This window comes from Streptomyces sp. NPDC050504 (assembly GCF_044458065.1).
GTDB lineage: Bacteria > Actinomycetota > Actinomycetes > Streptomycetales > Streptomycetaceae > Streptomyces.
The window spans coordinates 140,401-161,035 of record NZ_JBITHO010000009.1 but is presented as its reverse complement, the minus strand read 5'-3'; the positions used below and the strand labels follow the sequence as shown (position 1 = coordinate 161,035).

Sequence of the window (20,635 nt, the reverse complement as noted above, 5' to 3'; positions counted from 1 at the left end):
TTTCGGCGGGGCCGGGAACGTCAGGGCACCGGGCCCACCGGCCTCCGCCACGAGGGCTCGTACGACGACTCGTACGCCGACGACTCGCGCGACGACGGCTGGTGCGGCGGCCTGTGCAGCAGCGCGACCAGTTCCGGCGCGGGGCGCACGCCCAGCTCCCGCTCCAGCAGCTCCGCGTAGATGCGCAGGCTGCGCCTGCCCTCCACCCAGTTGCCCGCCGCCAGATGGGCCTCGACGAGGGTGCGCTGGGCGCTCTCGCGCAGCGGCTCGGCGCCGACGGCGACCATCGCGATGTCGACGGCCTCCGAGTGCAGCCCCGTGAGCCGCAGCTGGCGGCTCTGCGACTCCAGAGCGTGCAGCAGCCGCTGCCTGACCCGCTCGCGCTCTATCAGCGCCCAGTCGTCGTACCAGCCGGGCAGCAGCTCCAGCGAGTCCAGGCAGGGCGGTATGGCCCGCAGCTCGGCCGGGGTCGCCCGCCCCTCGATCACCCGGCTCGCCCACGCGTCGACCGTGTGCAGGTCGATGACCACGTCGTCGCGCATGGCGAGCCCGTGCTTGTCGGCGTGGAGCAGCGGCACTTCCATGCGGTTCAGCCGCCACAGCGCGGAGCGCAGATTGCCGTGCGCCCGCCCCTCGTCGTTGCAGGGCCAGAGCGATCCTGCGGCCGCCGCGCGCTCGACGCGGTGCGGGCGCAGGGCCACGAACGCCAGGAGCCTGCGACAGCTCCCCGGCACGTCGAGCCGGCGGGTCTCGACGCGCACGGACAGTTCGCCGAAGAGACGGAGGACGGGTACGGGGCCCGGACCGTCCGCCGGGACCAGTGCGTGAGGAAAGTCGGGTCCCATTCGTGTTACCCCCGCCGAACCGCATCCGCCGTGTCGCGTTGATGGCTGGTGTATCAACTCTCGGGGGGTGCGGGGAGGAAAGAGTGGAGGAACTCCCTCACTGTGCGTAGGGCCGCAGCGGCATCTGCGGTAGTCGATTCGGTTCCCTTGGCGATTCTTTCGATGTCGGGATTGAGCCGCAGGGTGATCAGAACGCCGTGGGCCTGGGTTTCCACACGTACGACGCACACCCCTGTCCTGGCTCTTTCTGAACTCATGGGGTCAGCTTGACGGTCCGTCGTCACCACCGCGTTCCGCGCGGGGCCTGCGCAACGGAGCACGGAGGGCGCACGGCGGCCGGTGACGGTGCGTGGTGACGGGCGGGTGACGATGCGCGAGGAAGCTGTCCGTGTGGATCCCTCCGCCGGAGGGTTCCGCCGAAACGACCGCACCCGCAGCGAGGAGCGCCGACGTGACGTCACGGATCCGAAGTCTCCTTCCCTCGGCTCCTGTGGTGGTGCCGCTGGCTTCCGGGCGCACGGTACGGCTCTCGCCGGGACAGCTCTCGGACGAGCTGCCCGACGCGGAGGTCGTGGACAGCCCGAAGGTCGCGAAGCTGCTCGGGCAGCGCGCGATCGAGGTGGAGCGCGTGGACGCGGAACACTGCGCGGCGGAGGACGCGGCACTCCCGGCGCCCGCGGAGTCCGCCGCCGGCACTCCCGCCGTCGACACCCCCGCCGGGGAATCGCCCGCCGAGGAAACCCCAGCCGACGAAACCCCCGCCGGGGACCCGCCCGCCGGAGCGGGCCGCAAGACCGTACGGGACTGAACGGGACCGAACAGAACCGACACGACCAGCGCGACGGGAGACGACCATGCCGACGCCGACCTATCCGGGCGTCTACATCGAGGAGACCTCCGGCGGCACCAGGCCGCTGGAAATCGCGAGCACTTCCACGGCCGCCTTCGTCGGCCTCGCGGAGATGGGCCCTGACGAGGCCACCCGGGTCACCAACTGGACGGAATTCCTGCGCCGTTACGGCTCCTTCACCACGGACGGCTTCCTCGCGCACAGCGTGTTCCAGTACTTCAACAACGGCGGCAGGCAGTGCTACGTCGTGCGGGTCACCCGCTCCGACGCCGCGATCGCCGACGTCACCGTCCACAACCGCGCCGCCGCGCCCGTCGCCGGCCTGACGTTCGCCGCCAGGAACAAGGGCGCCTGGGGCAACTCCCTCTTCCTCACCGTCGAGGACGGCACCCTCGACCCCGGCAACGAGTTCCGGCTGAGCGTGCGCCGCCAGGACGACCCCGCAGTGGTGCCCGCGAACTTCCGGGACACCGCGCCCCTGGAAACCTTCGACGACCTCTCCATGGACCCGGCGTCGCCCCGGTACGTGGTCTCCGTGCTCGCCCAGGACTCGGCGCTGGTCACCGCGCGGGTCCTGGCGGGCAACACCGCCGTGCAGCGCGGCGCGCACCGGGCCGGGTTCGTGCCCTCCCTGCCGCTCGGCACCAACCTCTCCTTCCAGATCAACCTGGACTCCGACGGCTTCCAGCCGGTCGCGCTGCCGACCGCGGCGGGCGCCTCGACCGTGCTCGCCGACGTGGCGACCGCGATCCAGGCCGCCGTACGCGCCCTGACCAAGAAGAAGACCTCCACCGACGCGACCGCGTTCACCGGCTTCACCTGCGCCGCCGAGACCGTCGCGGGCCAGTCCCGGCTGGTCCTCCAGTCCGGCACGACCGCCGTGACGTCCTCCGTGCGGGTCCAGGCGGCCACGACCGCCGACGCGACGGGCCAGCTCAAGCTGGGCACCCCGAACGGCGGCAGGTCCGAGGACGGCATCGCCGTGCGCAGGCCCGCCAGGGCCGACGCGGTGCAGATCGGCGACGCGGCGGTGGCCCCGCCGGTCACCGCCGCGACGCTCGGCGGCGACGGCGCGGACGCGGTCTCGGCGACGACGTTCTCCGCCGCCTTCCCGAAGCTGAACGCGCTCACCGACTTCAGCCTGCTCGCGGTGCCGGGCGAGGCGACGCCCGACGTGATGAACCTCGGCATGGCGTACTGCGCGAACCGCCCGCTCCAGGACGTGTTCTACATCGGCGAGACCGCCTCGCACGACGACGGGGCGGACGACGCCGCCGTCTTCCGTACGAAACTCACCGCCCCCAACTCCTACGGCGCGCTCTACTTCCCCTGGGTCAGGGCCGTCGACCCCTCCGGCAGGTCCAGGGAGCCCGTGCTGCTGCCGCCCTCCGGCTACGTCGCCGGGCTCTACGCCCGCATCGACGCGACCCGGGGCGTGTGGAAGGCCCCCGCGGGCACCGAGGCGAGCCTCAACGGCGTGGCCGGGCTCGCCGCCGACCTCAGCGACGTGCAGCACGGCAACCTCAACCCGCTCGGCGTGGACGTCATCCGCCGCTTCCCCGGCTCGGGCGTGGTGGTGTTCGGCGCCCGCACCGTGACCTCCGACCCCGCCTGGAAGTACGTACCCGTCCGGCGCACCGCCATCATGCTGCGGGTCAGCATCTACCTGGGCATCCAGTGGGCGGTGTTCGAACCCAACGACGAACCCCTCTGGTCCCAGCTCAGGCTCACCATCGGTTCGTTCATGACCACGCTGTTCCGCAAGGGCGCGTTCCAGGGCGCGACCCCGTCGCAGGCGTTCTTCGTCAAGTGCGACGCGGAGACGACGACCCAGGCCGACATCGATGCCGGAGTGGTCAACGTACTGGTGGGCTTCGCGCCCCTGAAACCGGCCGAGTTCGTGGTCGTGAAGATCAGTCAGAAGGCGGGCCTCGCGGCCTGACAGTGCCTCGCGGCCGGAGAGTTGGGGAGGGCTGACGATGCCCAGGTTCACGGTCAACACGACGCGGTTCGATCCGTACCTAGGATTCAAGTTCAAGATCAAGGTCGACGGGCTGTACGTCGCCGGGCTCAGCAAGTGCAGCGCGCTGAAGCGGACCACCGAGGTCACGCCGTGGTACGAGGGCGGCGACGCGAGCGGGCCGCACCAGATCCCGGGGAAGACCAAGTACGACCCCATCACCCTGGAGGCGGGGGTCACCCACGACCAGACCTTCGAGGCGTGGGCGAACAAGGTCAACAACTTCGAGGGCGACGCGGCGACCTCGCTCGCCGGGTTCCGCAAGGACATCAGCATCGAGGTCTTCAACCAGCAGGGCGTCAAGGTGCTCGCCTACAACGTCTTCCGCTGCTGGGTCTCGGAGTACCAGGCGCTCCCGCAGCTCGACGCCGCGGGCAACGCGGTGATGATCAGCACCGTGAAGCTGGAGAACGAGGGCTGGCAGCGGGACGCGTCGGTGACCGAACCCAAGGAGACCTAGGAAGCCGGGGGTCGAACCATGCGGGAGCTGCCCGGCGGGTACTGGGACGCCGAGGGACGGCTGCACAGGGAGGTCGAACTCGCCGCGCTCACCGGGCGCGAGGAGGAACTGCTCGCGCGGTCGGGCGGCACGGGGAGCGCGGCGCTCGTCACCGAGGTGCTCAGCCGCTGCGTACGGCGCATCGGCGCGGTCGCCCCCGTCACGCCCGACGTGGCGCGGCGGTTGCTCGTCGCCGACCGGCAGTACCTGCTGCTGCGGCTCAGGGAAGCCGCCTTCGGGGACCTGGTGCGCGCCCACTTCGTCTGCCCGTGGCCGGAGTGCGGCGAACGGGTCTCGCTGGAGTTCCGGCTCTCCGACGTGCCCGTCACGGCCGGGGGCGAGCGGGCGCCCGAGCACACCCTGACCCTGCCGGGGGACTGCGGCGACGTGGTGTTCCGGCTGCCCGACGGCAGCGACCAGGAGGAGCTCTCGGAACTGCTCGCCCGCAACGAGGCCGAGGCCCTGACCGGGCTCCTCGCGCGTTGCGTCCGGCGCCTCGGCGACACCGGGCCGCCGGACGCACGGGCACTGGCGGCACTGCCGTCGGCGGCGCGGGCCGCGATCGAGGAGCGGATGGCGCTGCTCGCGCCCCGGGTCGAGCAGACCATGGAGGCGCCGTGCAGCGAGTGCGGCAGGACCGTCGTCGCGCCCTTCGACATCCAGCGCTTCTTCTTCGGGGAACTGCGCACCGACAGCGAACTCCTCTACCGGGAAGTGCACTACCTCGCCTATCACTACCACTGGAGCGAGACCGAGATCATGCGGTTGACCAGGGAGAAGCGGCGCCGCTACATCGATGTGATCGCCGAGACGATCGAGGTGCTGAACAGTGGCGCCTGAGGGTTACGAGGAGCGCTCGCGCCAGCATGCGCGCGGAGGGTACCTGCACGGGGTGCTCGCTGATGGAGCACGGCCCTTCCGGTACCGCGAAGGCGTGCGCGCACTGTTGGGCGAGACGGCGCGGCAGACTTCGGAAGGGGAGGGCGTACGGGTCGGATTCGCACCGCCCCCGCCCAGGACCCGTTTCGTGTACCTGAGGCAGGGGTGCGGCTACGGGGCGCAGGACGGACCGGGCACGGGGTGGTGGCCGGGCGACGGGAGCACGGCCGGGTACGCGGAGGAGATCGTCGTCCCCGGCGGGCCCGAGGAGCGGGGGCACCGGGCCGCAGCCGAGGAAGAGGAGCCGGGGACGGCGGCGGGTGCCCCGGGGGCGTGGGCGGATGGGCCGCGCACGGACGTGGGCCGGAGGGACGCGAGCCCGGGAGACGCGCGCCCGGCGGGTACGGGCGGGCGCGGCGCGGGACCGGAGGGGGAGGGGCCCGAGGGCGCGGGGACGGCGGACGTACGGCGAGTGGGCGTCCGCCCGCTGGACGCCGATCCCGTGGGCGCCGACCGGCCGGACTCAGGACCGGTGGGCACGGGAGCGGACACGGGCCTGACGGCCGCCGGACCGCAGCGCTCGGGGCAGGCCGACGCGGACCGGGCGGTCCCGGTCCCGGGAGCCGTGAGCCGGGTGTCCTTCGGTTCGGCGGATGTACGTCGGGAGGGCGCGGGACCGGCCGGGCAGTCGCACTCCGACCGCCGGACGCGACGGACGGATGCCGGTCCGTCTCCCTCGGGAGACCAGCGCCCGGACAGTGCCGCACACATGCCGTCGCCACCGCCCATCTCTCGGTCCGCCCCTCCGCCTGCCCCTCCGGGCAGGACACCGCCGCGCCCTTCGTCCCCGCGGAGGGTTCCGAACGGCTCCGGCGCACAGGAGCCCCGTAACGGGCCCGGAGCCGTACCAGGAACGACCTCGCCGTTCGGACGCGAACAGTCCGCCACCGGACCGCAGCCGAAAGGGCGCCGCGCGGAGCCCGGTCCGGGCCAGGGACGCACCGGGGGAGCGGCCCCGGCAGCGGGACCCGTCCCGTACGGACCACGCCCGGCCCCACCCGCGCGGAAACCGGCCGCCTTCCCACCGGAACAGGAGCACGGGGCCTGGCCCACGAGCCCGAGCGCCCCACCTCCCGCACCGCGCCCCGCCCCGCCCCCCGAACGGGGCGCCGCCCCCGCCCCCAGGCCCGCCGCCCCGCCCTTCGACGCGCCGCCCGCCTACTGGGCACGCCGTCACCTCGGCAGGCTCAGAGGCAGGAGCCTGCGATGAGCGCCTCCACCGCGATCGGCATGGTCAGCGCCTCGCTGCGCAACCTCCTCGTGGGCGAGATGAAGCTCTCCCCCGCGATGGACGTCACCGTCCTCTCGCCCGACGAGTCCGGCGGCGCGCGCCGCGTCAACCTCTACCTCTGCAAGATCACCGAGAACGCGTTCCTGCGGAACCAGGACTGGACGCTGCGCCCCGGCGCCCCCGGCTCGCCGCCCGAGCTCCTGGACGCGCCCCTGTCCCTGAACCTCTTCTACCTCCTGACGCCCTACGCCCCCAACGACCCCCTCACCGGCAACGCCACCGCGCACCAGAGCCTCGGCGAGGCCATGCGGGTCTTCCACGAGCACCCGGTGGTCCCCGCCGCGTACCTCGACCCCGGCCTCGCGGACGCCCGCGAACGGCTCCAGATCGCCACCATGGAGCTGGACACCGAGGAGCTGAGCCGGCTGTGGGGCACGTTCTCCCAGCCGTACCGCCTCTCCGTCCTCTACCAGGTCTCCACCGTCCAGCTCGACCGGCTGCCCGCCACCGCGCGCCCCGTCCCGCAACGCGTGCGCACGGTCGGCGTGCCCGGCGTCGAAGCACCCTTCCGGCCGCCCGCGGTCACCGCGATGACCCCGGACAGGGGGCCCGGCGGCACGGTCCTCACCTTCACGGGCACCCACCTGTACGGCAGGCGGGTCACCGTACTGTTCGGCGGCGCGACGGTGGCGGACAAGGTGGAACTGACCGGCGACGCGTTCACCGTGCCCGCCGGACAGGGCCTCGTCACCGGACTGTACGAGGTGCGCGTGGACGTCTCCGGGCTCTTCAGGCGCTCCTTCCTGTTCGAGGTCACGCCATGAACGGACCCCCCGGATACCGCGAAGGCCCCGAGCACGTCGAGGACGAACTGCGCCGCCTCGACCTGCTGATCCGGCGCCACCTGACAGTGACCCGCCTCCAGAACGAAGAGGCGCCGCAGAACCAGGCGGCCCGTACCGTCTACATCACCCGCCAGGAGGTCGACTGGCTCCTGGCGGACAAGGAACGCCCGACGCCCGTCTGCGACCTGGACGCCGACCTGGACCGCGTCGAAGCGGAGATCGCCGCGCGCGTCGAGCGCGCCGCCGCCGAGGGGACCGTGCTCCCGCTGCCCGCGCTCGGCGGACTCTTCGGGCTCGGCCCGCTGGAGCTGGGCGCAGTCGTGATCTGCCTCGCCCCCGAACTGCGCCGCAAGTACGACCGGTTGTACGCGTACCTCCAGGACGACATCACCCGCAAGCGCCCCAGCGTCGACCTCGTCGTCTCGCTCCTGTGCCCCGCCGAGCGGGACCGCTGGGCCGCGCTCGGGCGCTTCGCCGACACCGCGCCCCTGTTCCGGGCGGGCATCCTGCGCAAGGCGGACGACCCGCAGAGCCCTTCGGGCAGCACCGCGCTCGCCCAGCTGCTCTCCCTCGACCCGCGCATCTGCCGCTATCTGCTGGGCGCGGACGAGCCGTACCCCGGCCCCCTGTACGAGCCCGCGCACCCGAACCCCGCCGAAGCCCCCGCCGAAGCGCCTGCCGGAGCCCCCTCCGAAGCGCCTGGCAAAGCTCCCGTCGCCCCCGCCGATCCCGTCGCCCCCGCCCCCGCTGCCACCGACCTGGCCGCCACCGACCCGGCCGACGCCCTGTGCCGCCTCGCCGCCCGCCACCTGGCGGCCCGCGACCCCCGCCCCCTGGTCCTCCAGCTGTACGGCCCGCCGGGCACCGGACGCGGCGCCCTCGCCCGGCGCACCTGCGACCGCCTCGGCGTGCCCCTGCTGACCCCCGCGGGGGACGCCGGGGACCGCCCGCTGCGCCCCGCCTTCCGTGAGGCGCTGCTGCGTGGCGCGGCGGTGCACGTCCCGGACGCGGACGCGCTGCTGCGCGACGGGACGGGAGCGCTCCGCGCCGAACTGTCCGGCGCGCTCGCCGACTTCGGACGGCTGGTCTTCCTGACCGGACAGACGCCCTGGACGGGCGAAGAGGCGAACGAGGGGACCTTCGGCGACGCCCTCGTCCTGCCCGTCCCCGTACCCGTTCCCGACGCCCCCGCGAGCGCCGCTCTGTGGCGCGACGGGCTCACCGGCCTTACGCCCCGGGCGGACGCCTGGGCCGGCGAACTGGCCGCGCTCTTCCGGCTGCCGCCCGCCCGCATTCCGTACGCCGTCGAACTCGCCGAGAGCCGCCGCGCGTTGGAGCGGGACGCCGGGCCGCTCGCGCTCGCCGATCTGACCGAGGCCTGCCGGGAGCTGTCCCGGCGGCGGATCGGGGACCTCGCCGTGCGGGTGCGGCCCCGGTGCGGCTGGGCCGACCTGGTGCTCCCGGACGACAGGCTGGAACAGCTGCGGGACATCTGCGGACAGCTCAGGCACCGGCACCTGGTGTACGAGGAGTGGGGCTTCGGCGCGCGGCTCAGCCGGGGACTGGGGCTGAGCGTCCTGTTCAGCGGACCGCCAGGCACCGGCAAGACCATGGCGGCCGAGGTCGTCGCGGGGGAGCTGGGCCTGGACCTGTACGCGGTGGACCTGTCGGGCGTGGTCAGCAAGTACGTCGGCGAGACGGAGAAGAACCTCGCGCGCGTCTTCAGCGAGGCGGGCGACAGCAACGCCATCCTCTTCTTCGACGAGGCGGACGCGCTCTTCGGGAAGCGCACCGAGGTCTCCGACGCGCACGACAGGTACGCCAACATCGAGACCAGCTACCTCCTCCAGAAGATGGAGGAGTACGCGGGCATGGTGATCCTGGCGACCAACCTCAGGCAGAACATGGACGAGGCGTTCACCCGCCGCATCCGCTTCGCCGTGGAGTTCCCGTTCCCCGACGCGGACAGCAGGGAGCGCATCTGGCGGACCCTCTTCCCGCGGCGCGCCCCGCTCGACGCGGACGTCGACCTCGCCGCCCTGGCGCGGGAGTTCCAGATCGCGGGCGGCAACATCAAGAACGTCGCGCTGAACGCGGCGTTCCTGGCGGCCGCCGACGGCGGCACCATCACCCTCCGGCACGTCCTGCGGGGCACCAGGCGGGAGTTCGAAAAGATCGGCAAGCTCTGGACGGAGCCGCGATGCTGACCACGCACACGCACGGGACCAAGCAGCACGGCCCCAGAGAGCACGGCCCCGGGGAGCACGGCGGCCGGCCGCACGAACCGGCCCCCGCCCCCACCGTCCACCCCGCCCCGTACGCACTGGTCCAGCGCAGTCTCGGCGGGTCCTACCTCCAGCGGCTCGCGGAGTGCGGGGGAGAGGAGCACGAAGGCGGCACCTGTGCGGGTGACTGTACGGGCTGCGGACCGGGCCGTGCCGTACAGGCGAAGCTGACGGTGGGGCCCGCGGGCGACGCGTACGAACAGGAGGCCGACCGCATCGCGGACCGGGTGGCGGGGCCCGCGGCAGCCACCGGACCGGCCCACGAGGCACCGGCGTCCGCCGCCTCGGCATCCGCGGCCCCGGCATCCGCAGCCTCGGCGTCCGCGGTCCCGGCGTCCGCCCCGCCGGGCGGCCGTCCCCTGGCCCCCGAGACCCGGGCCTACATGGAGCCGCGCTTCGGGCGGGACTTCGGGGACGTACGACTGCACAGCGGCCCCGACTCCCACCGCGCGGCCGACCGCATCGGCGCACGCGCCTTCACCCACGGCAAGGACGTCCACCTGGGCGCGGGCGAGAGCGAGCGCGACCACCGCCTCATCGCCCACGAACTGACCCACACGCTCCAGCAGTCGGGCGCGGCGACACCGTCCGTGCGGCGGGCCCCGAAGAAGCCGCCCACGACCGCCGCACCCCCCAAGTCGAAGAACCCGAAACCCGAAAAGCCGGAACGGACGGAGAGGCACGAGAAGGACGAGCGGCACGACGGCGACGCGCCGCACGCCACCGACTACGCCTCGGTCACCATGGAGTTCGACGGCCGCGACCTGATCGTGCGCGGAGACGGCAACGAAGTGCTCCGCTACGGCGCCCAGTCGGGCAAGTCGAAGCCCGTCGAGCGCAAGCACGCCGAGTCCTGCGGCGGTGACCCCGTCCTCGACTCGTACATGAACGACCGGCGCTACATGGGCATCGAGGACTACGGGACGATCCCCGAGGGCCGCTACACCTTCTCGCCGCCGACGATCCAGCGGTTCTCCCTCGGGGAGCAGCTGTCCCTGTTGTGGGCAGGCATCCTGCGGCAGCAGAACGCGACGATCCAGGGCGCGCCCGTGCACGCGGGCGACTGGGGCTCGGGCCGGGTCGCGCTGTCCCCGCTCGGCCGGCTGAAGGACGGCCCCTGCGGGACCGAGAAGGGCAACTCCAACCAGCGCAGCGGGTTCTACCTGCACGGCGGCTCGTGGTCGGGGAGCGCGGGCTGCATCGACATCGGCTGGGACTTCGACGAACTGGCCGCGTTCCTCGCCGGGTACCGCAGACCGGTCGTGGTGACGGTCGAGTACCGGCACCCGCCGCCCACGCTCGGCTTCTTCACCGGGCTGACCGGCGCCCTCGCCTACGGGGCGCGGCTGCGGCACGGCCCGAGCCTGACGCTCGGCGCGGAGTTCTCCCCCGCGGGCGGGCGCGGCCTGGCCTCGCTGGGCTACGAGGGCGCCCTGGAGTGGGCGGGCGGCGCCCTCGCCGCCGGAGTGCGGCTCGACGTCCCGTTCAGCGACAGGGAGGCGTTCGTGCGGGCGGGGCTGAGCGCGGGCTTCGACTTCCGGATCTTCGGGCCGCTGTACGGGCGGCTGCGCGCCGGGTACAGCGCCGACCTGTCGGGGGACGCCAGGTCCCGCGGCTTCGAGGCGGGCGGCGGGCTGCGGCTCGACCTGGACCGCCTCCAGCTCGAAGCGGTCTACAACGTCCTGCGGCCCGCGGCGCAGGACGAACGCGTCCACCAGGCCCTCGTGGGTCTCGGATTCAGGTTCTGAGGAGGTGCGAAGGAGATGACCGACGGTTTCCCCGGCAAGCCCCGGATCCTGCGCGGAGCGTTCGTCGAGTTCGGGCTGAGCCTGCCGCCGCTGGTGGTGGTCTTCCAGTTCAACCCGCAGCAGCTGACCCGCAACCGCTCCCTGAACTTCAGCTTCCCCGGCGCACCGAAACCGGGCGACCCGCAGGCGGCCACCGCGCCCCAGCAGACCCTGCGCGGCTTCCACGGCGATCCGGACCGGACCCTCCTCGACATCCAGAAGGAGCAGCTGGTCACGGTCGAGGAACAGCAGCTCGGCTTCGAGATCCGGCTGGACGCCACCGACAAGCTGGACGAGGGCGACACCGTGGCCGAGGAGTTCGGGGTCGCGCCGCAGATCGCGACCCTGGAGCTGATGACCCAGCCGAAGAAGGAGAGCCTGCTGGGCGCGGGGGCCGACTTCCTGCTCGGCGAGCCGGGCGGCTTCAGCTTCACCCGCGGCGACAACCCGCCCCTGGTGCTGTTCGTCTTCGGCCGCAAGCGCGTGCTCCCGGTGAACATCACCGCCCTGAACATCACCGAGACGGAGTTCAGCACCGTCCTCAACCCGGTCAGGGCCACCGTCGCGGTCTCCCTGACCGTCATCGAGGGCAACAGCCTGCCCTACCTCTACACCCGGGCCATGACGGAGGTGATGGCCACCGTCAACCTCGCCAACATCTCCGACGTGGCCAACGTCGTCGTCCCCGGCTGACCCCACTGACCTCGCAGACCCGGCACCCGCAGCACCCGCAGCACCCGCACGGACCCGTGCGCGCGAACGAAAGGAGTGGACCCGCGTGTTCAGCAAGCTGTCGCGCTACCGCACCGTCCCCGACGTCGCGGCCCCCGACGCCCGGGGCCGGGTCCGGGCGGGCAAGGACTTCAGGCCGCTGCCCGAGGTCACCGGCGACTTCACGCACACGGTCGACTCCGGCGACCGGCTCGACCAGCTGGCCGCCACCTACTACGGGCAGCCCCTGCACTACTGGCGCGTCTGCGACGCCAACCCGGACTTCCTCTCGCCGCTGGACCTCCTGGACCGGGGCCCCGTGGCGACCACCCGCTTCCCGCTCACCGCCCCGGCCGGGGGCCCGCCGTGGGCGGCGCTGCTGGCCGCGCTCGGGCAGGCCCGGGGCGTGGAGTCGGTGGACGTGGCCGAGAGCGTCGTCCTGGTGCCCGAGCGCGGGACAGCGGGCGGCGAGCCGGTCACGGTGTGGACCGAGCGCTTCGAGCGGGCGGTGCTCGTCACGTACAACCCGGTCGACACGGACCCGCGGACACTGGCCGACACGATCGCCGCGCAGGGCTTCGCCGTCGGACCGCCCGTCGACCACGGGCGGCTCGGGCAGCCGGTCGTGGTCCCGGCCGCGGTGAGCGGGTGACGGCCGTGGACCACGACGAACTGCGCATCGAGATCGACGGCACCGAGGCCGCCGACCTCTACCCCGACCTGCTCGCCCTGGAAGTGGAGCTGGACAACGAGCTCGCCGGGATGTTCCGCATCTCCCTCGCCCTGCTGCTGCGCCCCGACGGCGCCTGGTCGCACCTCGACGACCCGCGCCTGGCCGTCTGGCGCAAGGTCGACATCACGGCGGGCCTGCGCGGGGAGACCCGACGGCTGATCACCGGCTACATCACCCACCAGCGGCCGCGGTTCGGCCCCGGTCTCGCCCAGTGCCGCCTCGACGTGTGGGGCATGGACGCCACCGTCCTGATGGACCGCGTCGAACGGCTGCGGACCTGGCCCAACAAGAAGGACAGCGACATCGCGACCGAGGTGTTCCAGCAGTACGGCCTCACGCCCCGCGTCACCTCCACCGGCATCGTCCACAAGGAGGACGTCTCCACCGTCGTGCAGCGGGAGACCGACATCCAGCTGCTGCGCAGGCTCGCCCGGCGCAACGGCTACGAGTGCTACGTCGACGGCGGCACGGGGCACTTCGAGCCCGCCGCCTACGGCACCGTCCCGCAACCCGTGCTGGCCGTGCACTTCGGGCCCGCCACCAACGTCAACCGGCTCAGCGTGGAGGTCGACGCGACCGTGCCGACGGGCGTCCGGATGGCCCAGATCGACCGGATCACCGGTGACGTCCTGGGCGTCGACGTCAGGGAGGGCGACCGCCTGCGACTCGGCGGCACCACCGCGGACGGACTGCTCCCGCCGGGCGCGGAACCGGCGCTCGTCACCGTCACGGACACCGCGGCCACCGGCGGACAGGAGATGGCCGCGCTGTGCGGGAGCGTGTTCGACGAGGCGGCCTCCCTGGTCACGGGGGAGGGCGAGGTCGCGGCGAACGCGTACGGCAGCGTGCTGATGCCGCGCGGCACCGTCACCGTCAAGGGCATCGGCGAGACCCACAGCGGCGTCTACTACGTCACCCACGTCACGCACCGCTTCGCCCCCGACGGCTACGTCCAGCTGTTCCGGATCGAACGCAACGCGATCAAGCCCACCGGGACGGAGGACTTCGGATGAGTCTGGAGCGCGTCGTCGCGGGCCTCGTGGAGGACGGCGCCCGCCGCTACGGCAAGTACCGGGGCAGGGTCGTCGACAACGCCGACCCCAAGCGCCTCGGGCGGCTCAAGCTGACCGTGCCCGACGTGTTCGGCCCCGACGTGGTGACCGGCTGGGCCTCGCCCTGCGTGCCGTACGGAGGAGCCAAGGGACGGGGCCTGTTCTTCGTCCCGGAGAACGGGTCCGGGGCGTGGGTGGAGTTCGAGCAGGGCGACACGGACTGTCCGCTGTGGGTCGGCACCTACTGGTGCGCGCCGGGTGACGAGAGCCAGGTACCCCGCACCGTCGACGCCGAAGGGGCCGACGGGGACGCCGTGCAGTCGCCGCCGACCGCCAAGCTGCTCAGGACCGGCGCGGGGCACGTGATCCAACTGGAGGACGCCCGGGGCCGGGAGAGCCTGATCCTGCGCGAGGGCGCGCGGGGCCACCGGATCGTGCTCGACCAGGACGGCATCACCGTCACCGACGCCCGGGGCAACACCGTCGCGCTCCGCGGCGACGGCATTCGGCTCACCGACGCCACGGGCAACGCGCTGGAGCTGACGGACGCGGCCGTGACCCTCACCGCGAAGCGGGACCTGACCATCGACGCCGCGGGACACAAGGTCACGGTCGTCGCCGCCGCCATCGACCTGAAGAAGGGGTGAGCCGCCGTGGACAAGCACATCGTGGTCAAGGGCGACGCCGTGACCGGCACCGACACCCACAACGTGGCGGGAGTCCTCGAAGCGGACCCCACCAAGGCCTACGCGGGCAAGGGGAAGTACGCGTACAAGGGCGCCGTGACCGAGCACCTGAGCGCGTTCGTCACCATCGGCGGCGTCCCCGTCGCCCTGACCAGCAGCGGCAGCACCCTCGACGCGGGCGAGACCGCGAGCGGCGGCCACTTCGGGCCGAACGGCTCCCAGTTCCTGCCCCCGGGCCCGTCCGCCCCGTCGCTGACCGTCACGGACGAGGTGGGCCCGGGAAAACCGGGCACGTCCGCGGGCAGCGGCCTGCTCACCGTCGGCGGCGTGCGGGTGCTCCTCGACGGCGACCCGTTCGACACGTGCAGCGGGGTGCCCGCACCGGGCGTCTCGAAGGTGACCGCGGGCGGCCAGTCCTTCGTCCGCTGTACGAAGTAGGAGGGAGGAGCGACCGTGACCGTCACCGGCTTCGGATTCCCGTTCCGCGTCAACCGGTCGGGGACGATCGCCCCCGACCAGGACGAGGGCGCCGAACTGCGCGGAAAGATCGTCCAGGTGCTGCTCACCGCGCCCGGCGAGCGGATCAACCAGCCCGAGTTCGGCTGCGGGCTGCTCAACCTCGTCTTCGACCCCGCCAACGCAGTCATGGCCACCGCCGTCGAGTTCAGCGTCGGCCAGGCGCTCACCCGCTGGCTCGGCCGGGAACTGGCGGTCGCCGCGGTCGACGTGCGGGCCCACGAGGAGACGCTGACCGTCGAGGTCGGCTACGTACGGCGGCGCGACCTCACCCGGCAGGCGGTCCGGGTCCACTTCAAGTAACCGCACGGACACCACAGGCACCACAGGCACCACGGACACCACGGACACCCACGGTGGGGGAAACGAGACCATGGCCGAGATCCGCAGGACCGACGACGGGCCCGTCGTCGACTACATGGCCCGGGACTACGAGAGCCTGCTGCACGCCATGCGCGAGCAGATCCCCCGCAAACTGCCCGAGTGGCGGGACTTCGGCAACGAGGCCGACTTCGGCAACGTACTCCTCCAACTCTTCGCGCACATCGGCGACATCATCGGCTACTACCAGGACCGGGTCGCGGGCGAGGCGTTCCTCGGCACCGCCCGCACCCGCCGTGCCGTCATCCAGCACCTGCGCCTGATCGGCTACGAACTGGGCACGGCGGCCCCCGCGGCCGCGACGCTCGCCCTCAGCCTCCCCGCCTCCGCGACCGGCACGGTCACCGTCAACAGGGGCGACGCGTTCGCGACGGCCAGCAGCCGCGACCGGCCGGGCGTCCGCTTCGAGTACGCGCGCGAGTCGCCGCTCACGATCGACCTCACCGCCCTCCCCGTCGACCCGACGACGGGACGCAAGGTCTTCGGACCCGCCCAGGGCGGCGGCGTCCCCGTGGAGGAGGGGCGGCTGATCAAGGACGAGGTGCTGGGCACCTCGAACGGCAGGCCCGACCAGCGCTTCCCGCTCGCCCGCCCCGCGCTCGTCCTGCGGCCCTCGGCCCCGGCCGGGCAGACCGGGCGGGACATCCTGCTGACGACCACGCTCGCCGCCACCACCGAGGCGTGGACGCCGCGCGACACCCTCGCCTTCAGCCAGGCGGCCCAGCGCGACTACGTGGTCGAGACCGACGCCGACGACCGCTCGGCCGTCCTCTTCGGCGACGGCAGGTTCGGCGCGATCCCGCCGCCCGGCGCGCTGGTCAAGGCCACCTACCGGGTCGGCGGCGGCGCCGCGGGCAACGTACCCGCGGGCGCCGTCGACACCGTCGTGGCCCAGCAGCTCGCCCTCATCGGCGCCCGCGTCAGCAACCCGGCCCCGGCCACCGGAGGCGCCGAACGCGAGTCGATCGAGCACGCCGTGCTGCACGCCCCCGCCGTCTTCCGCTCCCTGCGCCGCGCGGTGACCGCCGCCGACTACGAGGCCCTGGCCCTCAGCTTCGAAGGCGTCGGCAAGGTGCACGCCGAGGCCACCGGCTGGAACCAGGTCACCCTGCACGTCGCACCGGAGGGCGGCGGCAAGGTCAGCGACGCCCTGGAGGCGGGCCTCAAGGGGTACTTCGAGGACAAGCGGATGCTCAGCCAGCTCATCGAGATCTCCGACGTCGACTACGTCCAGATCAAGGTGACGGCGGAGGTGGCGATCGAGAGCTTCTACGTGCGGGACGACGTCGTCGCGGCCGTACGGACGGCGGCGGGCGCGCTGCTCGCCTTCGAGCGGGTCGACTTCCGCCAGACCGTCTACCTCAGCAAGTTCTACGAGGAGATCCAGGACGTCCCCGGCGTGGTCTTCGCCAACATCACCGAGTTCCGGCGCGGCGACCGACAGGGGCCCGCCGTCGAACCCAGCGGCACCCTCGCGCTCGGCGCCAACGAGGTCCCCGTCGCCCCCACCGATCCCGCGTACGGATCCGGCATCAAGATCGTCGTCCTCGACGGCCGAGACCAGGGAAGGGGCTGAGCGGGCGTGCGGCTCACCGACATCACCGCCACCGCGCACTCCGGCGGCAACCGCATCGACCTGACCTGGCGCAACCCCGATCCCGCCCGCGCACCCGGGGTGCGCGTGGTGCGCCGCGAACGCACCCATCCGACCGGCCCCGACGACGGCACGGTCGTCGCCCACGGCCTCGGCCTCGCATCGGCCGCCGACACCGGGCTCAAGGGCGGCACCGTCTACTACTACGCGCTGTTCCCCTTCAGCGGCTCCCCGGTCCCCGCCTACGACCCCGACCCGCACAACACCGCCTGCGAACTCGCCACCGGACGCCACGACTTCGCGGGACGCATGTACGGACTGCTCCCCGCCGTCCACCGCCGCTACGACGCCGAGCTGACCCCGCCGCCCGGCGCCGTGGCGGCCCTGCTCGACCCGGCGGACAAGGACCGGGGGCAGCTGCGCCGCTTCCTCGACCTGCCCGGCGCCGAACTCGACCGGCTCTACAGCCTGGTCCGCGCCGGGCTCGACCTCGCCGACCCCGACCTGACCGACGGCCGTCTCCTGCCGCTGCTCGCCCAGTGGATCGGCTGGCGCACCGACTTCGCGCTGCCCGTCTCCGCGCAGCGCGCCGAGATCAGGGCCGCCCCGCGCGTCTACCGCACCATCGGCTCCCTCCCCACCCTGGACGCCACCGTCACCCGCGTCACCGGCTGGCCCAGCCGCACCAAGGAGTTCGTCCACAACGTCGCCCGCACCAACCAGCCCGAACGGCTCAACCTCTGGTCGGCGGTCCGCAGGGGCACCGGCACCGCGGGCGCCTTCACCGAACCCGAGCTCGCCTCGGTCAACTTCGCCCACGACGGCCGCCCTTCGGCGGTCCGCGAGGCGGACGGCTCGACGCTCTTCTTCTTCCACACCCGCCGCCGGCACGGCTGGGACATCTGGACCAAGCGGTTCGCGGCGGGCCGCTGGGAGCCGAGCGCCCCGCTGGTCGACCGGCCCGGCATCGACAAGCACCCGACGGCCGCCGTCCAGGGCACCACCCCGCAGAACACCAGGCTCTGGCTGTTCTGGCAGGCATACGACCCCGAGCAGCCGCCCGCCGACCGCAAGTGGCGCGTCCACTTCAGGATCCGCACGGGCACGGGCACGGGGACGTGGAGCGAGCCCGAGGTCTTCGGCGACGGCGCGACCGAACGCCGGATGCCGACCGCCGTCGCCGACGACACCGGAGGCCTCTGGCTCTTCTGGCTCGAACAGCTCTCCGGCACCTGGCAGTTGCGCTACAACCGGCACGACGGCACCGGCTGGCTGGCGGCCCCGCTGACCCTGCCGCTCGACGCGGGAGCGGACCCGCGCGTCGAGGACGACCTCTTCGCCCTGTTCCACCCGGGCAGCGCGAGCCAGCGGCTGTGGCTCTTCTGGGCCCGCCACGAGCCGGGCGGCCCGCCGGGACAGACCCGCTGGAGCGTCGTGCACCGCGTCAAGGCGGGCCTGGACCCGGCCGCCGCCGACTGGTCGCCCGTCCGCGCGCTCCCCAAACCGGGCGCGGGCGGCCACCACGACCGCCAGCCCGCCGCGCTGCTCACGGCGGGGGGCGACATCGAGGTGTTCTGGAGCTCCACGCAGAACGGCGGCTGGCGCCTCGCCCGCAACGTCCTCACCGCCGCCACCCTCTCCTGGGGCACCAACCAGCAGATCGGTACGGGCCCGTACGCGCGGCGCGGCCCGCTCGCCGTCGACACGGGCGGCTCGACCCTGCTGGTCCACCGATCCAACGCCAGCCTGGAGTACGCGAGTTCCACCTACGCCGCGACGCGGACCCTGGACCACCGCTACGCGGGCACCACCACCGTCGACACGCGGGACACCGCGAAGCTGGACCTGCGCGGCACCTTCGAGGACTTCCAGACCTACACCTACCAGGTGGCGCCGGGCCGGATCGCCCGGGACGCGGTCGGGCTCTACCTCACCCCGGAGGCCGGCGCGGACCCGGACGAGACGGCCGCCAAGGTCACCCGGCTCGCGGGAGCGCTCGCCGACGTGACCCCGGTGACCGTGCGCCCGGTCCTCATCACACCCGACGACACCCCGTAACGACCACATCCGGCACCCCGTATCGCGTTCGAGCGGAGGCAGGGGGCGGAGGCAGGGAACGGACATGGCGGACTACTCGCAGTCCCCGCTGGAACTGCTGCTGGCCAACCAGCAGAAGGGCTACGTGGGCATCCACATCGAACAGAACGTGCCGATCCTCGACCGGGACTGGAACCTCCTCCACGACCTCGTCACGGCCACCGTGCGCGCCGTCGTCAGCCGCTACATCGGCAACGGCGCCGCGCAGGGCGAGGGCGGCTTCGCCGTCCAGGCGCTGCCCGCGGGGGAGAACACCCAGGACTTCAGGGTCACCGCGGGCGACGGCGGCCCAGGCAGCGCCCTGGTGGGCGGCATCGAGGTGACGATCCCCGCCCCCGTCACGTACAGGAGCCAGCCGGGGCTGCCCGCGCTCACCACCCCCACCGCGGCCCAGCCCGACCCGCGCACCGACACGGTCTACCTCGACGTGTCGCTGACCGAGATCGACGGCACGATCGACGCCGAACTGACCAACAGCCGTGACGTGGGCGTGCAGACCACGGTCCGGCTCAAACCGGTCTGGAAGGTGCGCGTCGCGGAGGGCGCTGCGGTGCCCGCGCCGCCGCCCGGCCACAGCTTCTACCCGCTCGCCACGCTGCTGCGCCGCAGGGACGTCGCCACGATCGAGGCGGGCATGGTCACCGACCTGCGCCAGCGCCGCCTCACCGTCTCCGACCTGGAGCGCAGGCTCGCCCTGATGGAACGCGTGCTGCTGCTGCCGGCGTTCGTGGACGCCTCGCTCGCCCAGTTCGTGCCGCAGAGCGGGGTCATCAACCAGCTGATCACGCTGAACGGCGGCAACTTCGACGTCAGCGCCGTCACCGTGAAGTTCGGCGACGTCCCGGCGAAGGTGGTCGGCGCGCCGTCGGCCACCCAGATCGTCGTCCGCGTGCCGGGCGGGCTCACCCCCGACGGGGTGGCCGTGCAGCTGAGGGTCACCGTGACGAACGCGGGCGGCCCCGTGGTGAGCGACGACCTGTTCACCGTGCATCCCGCCCCGGCGTTCGCCGATCCGGGCGGCCAGTTCACCCCGGTGAAGGGCACGCCGGGCACCCAAGTCGTCCTGAACGGCTTCAACTTCAACGTCGGCACCCCGCAGGTGAAGTTCGCGGGCGTGGGCGCGGCGCTCTCCGGGACCGTGACCAACACCCGGATGACCGTACTGGTCCCCGAAGGGCTCGTGCCCGCCGGCAGCGCCAACGCCGACGTGAAGATCACTGTCACCACGTCGGCCGGAACGGTGGTCAGCGACCAGGACTTCCGCGCCGAACTGGCCATCCCCGCTCCGACGTTCTCGGCCCCGCCGTTCGTCCCGAAGAGCGGGGTGGCGGGCCAGACCATCCAGCTCAACGGGAGCAACTTCAACTTTCCGCCCGTGGCGGTCAAGTTCGGCACGGTCAACGCGGCGATCGTCGGCGCGCCGACCGCGAACCAGATCAGCGTCCAGGTACCCGCGGGAGTGACGCCGCCCGGCACGTCCAAGGAGGTCCAGGTCACGGTGACCACCGTGGGCGGCACGGCCGTCAGCGCCACCAACTTCACCGTCAACTAGCCGCACCCAGAA

General features: G+C 72.9%; 17 protein-coding genes. 16 read left to right on the top strand and 1 reads right to left on the bottom strand.

Annotated features, from left to right (window positions below):
• Positions 1 to 20: 20 nt before the first annotated feature.
• Positions 21 to 845: a BTAD domain-containing putative transcriptional regulator gene (locus ACIBNE_RS30990; protein WP_399277422.1), complete on the bottom strand. Its 825-nt coding sequence runs from the start codon at positions 843 to 845 to the stop codon at positions 21 to 23.
• Between the two features lie 451 nt (positions 846 to 1,296).
• Between ACIBNE_RS30990 and ACIBNE_RS30985 the strand changes: the two genes are divergently transcribed.
• The 16 genes from ACIBNE_RS30985 (at position 1,297) to ACIBNE_RS30910 (ending at position 20,623) form a co-directional block, all read left to right on the top strand.
• The gene (locus ACIBNE_RS30985; RefSeq protein ID WP_399277421.1) at positions 1,297 to 1,653 is read left to right on the top strand and encodes a hypothetical protein; all 357 of its coding nucleotides are present in this window, start codon (positions 1,297 to 1,299) and stop codon (positions 1,651 to 1,653) included.
• A 46-nt stretch (positions 1,654 to 1,699) separates the two neighbouring features.
• On the top strand, positions 1,700 to 3,637 hold the full coding sequence (locus tag ACIBNE_RS30980; RefSeq protein WP_399277419.1) for a phage tail sheath family protein: 1,938 nt from the start codon (positions 1,700 to 1,702) through the stop codon (positions 3,635 to 3,637).
• A 37-nt stretch (positions 3,638 to 3,674) separates the two neighbouring features.
• The gene (locus tag ACIBNE_RS30975) at positions 3,675 to 4,175 is read left to right on the top strand and encodes a phage tail protein (protein ID WP_399277417.1); all 501 of its coding nucleotides are present in this window, start codon (positions 3,675 to 3,677) and stop codon (positions 4,173 to 4,175) included.
• 18 nt (positions 4,176 to 4,193) lie between these two features.
• Positions 4,194 to 5,054: a DUF6760 family protein gene (locus ACIBNE_RS30970; RefSeq protein ID WP_399277415.1), complete on the top strand. Its 861-nt coding sequence runs from the start codon at positions 4,194 to 4,196 to the stop codon at positions 5,052 to 5,054.
• 1,305 nt (positions 5,055 to 6,359) lie between these two features.
• The gene (locus tag ACIBNE_RS30965) at positions 6,360 to 7,208 is read left to right on the top strand and encodes a Pvc16 family protein (RefSeq protein WP_399277413.1); all 849 of its coding nucleotides are present in this window, start codon (positions 6,360 to 6,362) and stop codon (positions 7,206 to 7,208) included.
• Positions 7,205 to 9,436: an ATP-binding protein gene (locus tag ACIBNE_RS30960; protein WP_399277412.1), complete on the top strand. Its 2,232-nt coding sequence runs from the start codon at positions 7,205 to 7,207 to the stop codon at positions 9,434 to 9,436. Before ACIBNE_RS30965 ends, ACIBNE_RS30960 begins: the two co-directional genes overlap by 4 nt.
• Entirely contained in the window at positions 9,430 to 11,262 is a 1,833-nt protein-coding gene (locus ACIBNE_RS30955) for a DUF4157 domain-containing protein (RefSeq protein WP_399277410.1), read from the top strand. Before ACIBNE_RS30960 ends, ACIBNE_RS30955 begins: the two co-directional genes overlap by 7 nt.
• Before the next feature lie 15 nt (positions 11,263 to 11,277).
• Positions 11,278 to 11,994, top strand: coding sequence for a hypothetical protein (locus ACIBNE_RS30950; protein WP_399277408.1), 717 nt, complete (start codon positions 11,278 to 11,280; stop codon positions 11,992 to 11,994).
• An 85-nt stretch (positions 11,995 to 12,079) separates the two neighbouring features.
• Positions 12,080 to 12,664, top strand: a complete 585-nt coding sequence (locus tag ACIBNE_RS30945) for a hypothetical protein (RefSeq protein WP_399277406.1) — start codon at positions 12,080 to 12,082, stop codon at positions 12,662 to 12,664.
• Positions 12,665 to 12,669: 5 nt separating this feature from the next.
• Complete coding sequence (locus ACIBNE_RS30940) at positions 12,670 to 13,758, top strand: phage late control D family protein (protein WP_399277405.1); 1,089 nt, start codon at positions 12,670 to 12,672, stop codon at positions 13,756 to 13,758.
• Positions 13,755 to 14,444 (top strand): phage baseplate assembly protein V, encoded by a 690-nt coding sequence (locus tag ACIBNE_RS30935; RefSeq protein ID WP_399277403.1) that lies wholly within the window; start codon positions 13,755 to 13,757, stop codon positions 14,442 to 14,444. Before ACIBNE_RS30940 ends, ACIBNE_RS30935 begins: the two co-directional genes overlap by 4 nt.
• A 6-nt stretch (positions 14,445 to 14,450) precedes the next feature.
• Positions 14,451 to 14,921 carry a hypothetical protein gene (locus ACIBNE_RS30930; RefSeq protein WP_399277401.1) on the top strand — a complete coding sequence of 157 codons (471 nt, stop codon included), beginning with the start codon at positions 14,451 to 14,453 and terminating at the stop codon, positions 14,919 to 14,921.
• Between the two features lie 15 nt (positions 14,922 to 14,936).
• Positions 14,937 to 15,302, top strand: coding sequence for a GPW/gp25 family protein (locus ACIBNE_RS30925; protein ID WP_399277400.1), 366 nt, complete (start codon positions 14,937 to 14,939; stop codon positions 15,300 to 15,302).
• A gap of 70 nt (positions 15,303 to 15,372) precedes the next feature.
• A complete protein-coding gene (locus tag ACIBNE_RS30920; RefSeq protein ID WP_399277398.1) occupies positions 15,373 to 16,956 on the top strand; it encodes a baseplate J/gp47 family protein in 1,584 nt (527 codons plus the stop codon).
• A gap of 6 nt (positions 16,957 to 16,962) precedes the next feature.
• Complete coding sequence (locus ACIBNE_RS30915; RefSeq protein WP_399277396.1) at positions 16,963 to 19,032, top strand: hypothetical protein; 2,070 nt, start codon at positions 16,963 to 16,965, stop codon at positions 19,030 to 19,032.
• Between the two features lie 64 nt (positions 19,033 to 19,096).
• Entirely contained in the window at positions 19,097 to 20,623 is a 1,527-nt protein-coding gene (locus tag ACIBNE_RS30910; RefSeq protein WP_399277394.1) for an IPT/TIG domain-containing protein, read from the top strand.
• The last annotated feature ends 12 nt before the right edge of the window (positions 20,624 to 20,635 follow it).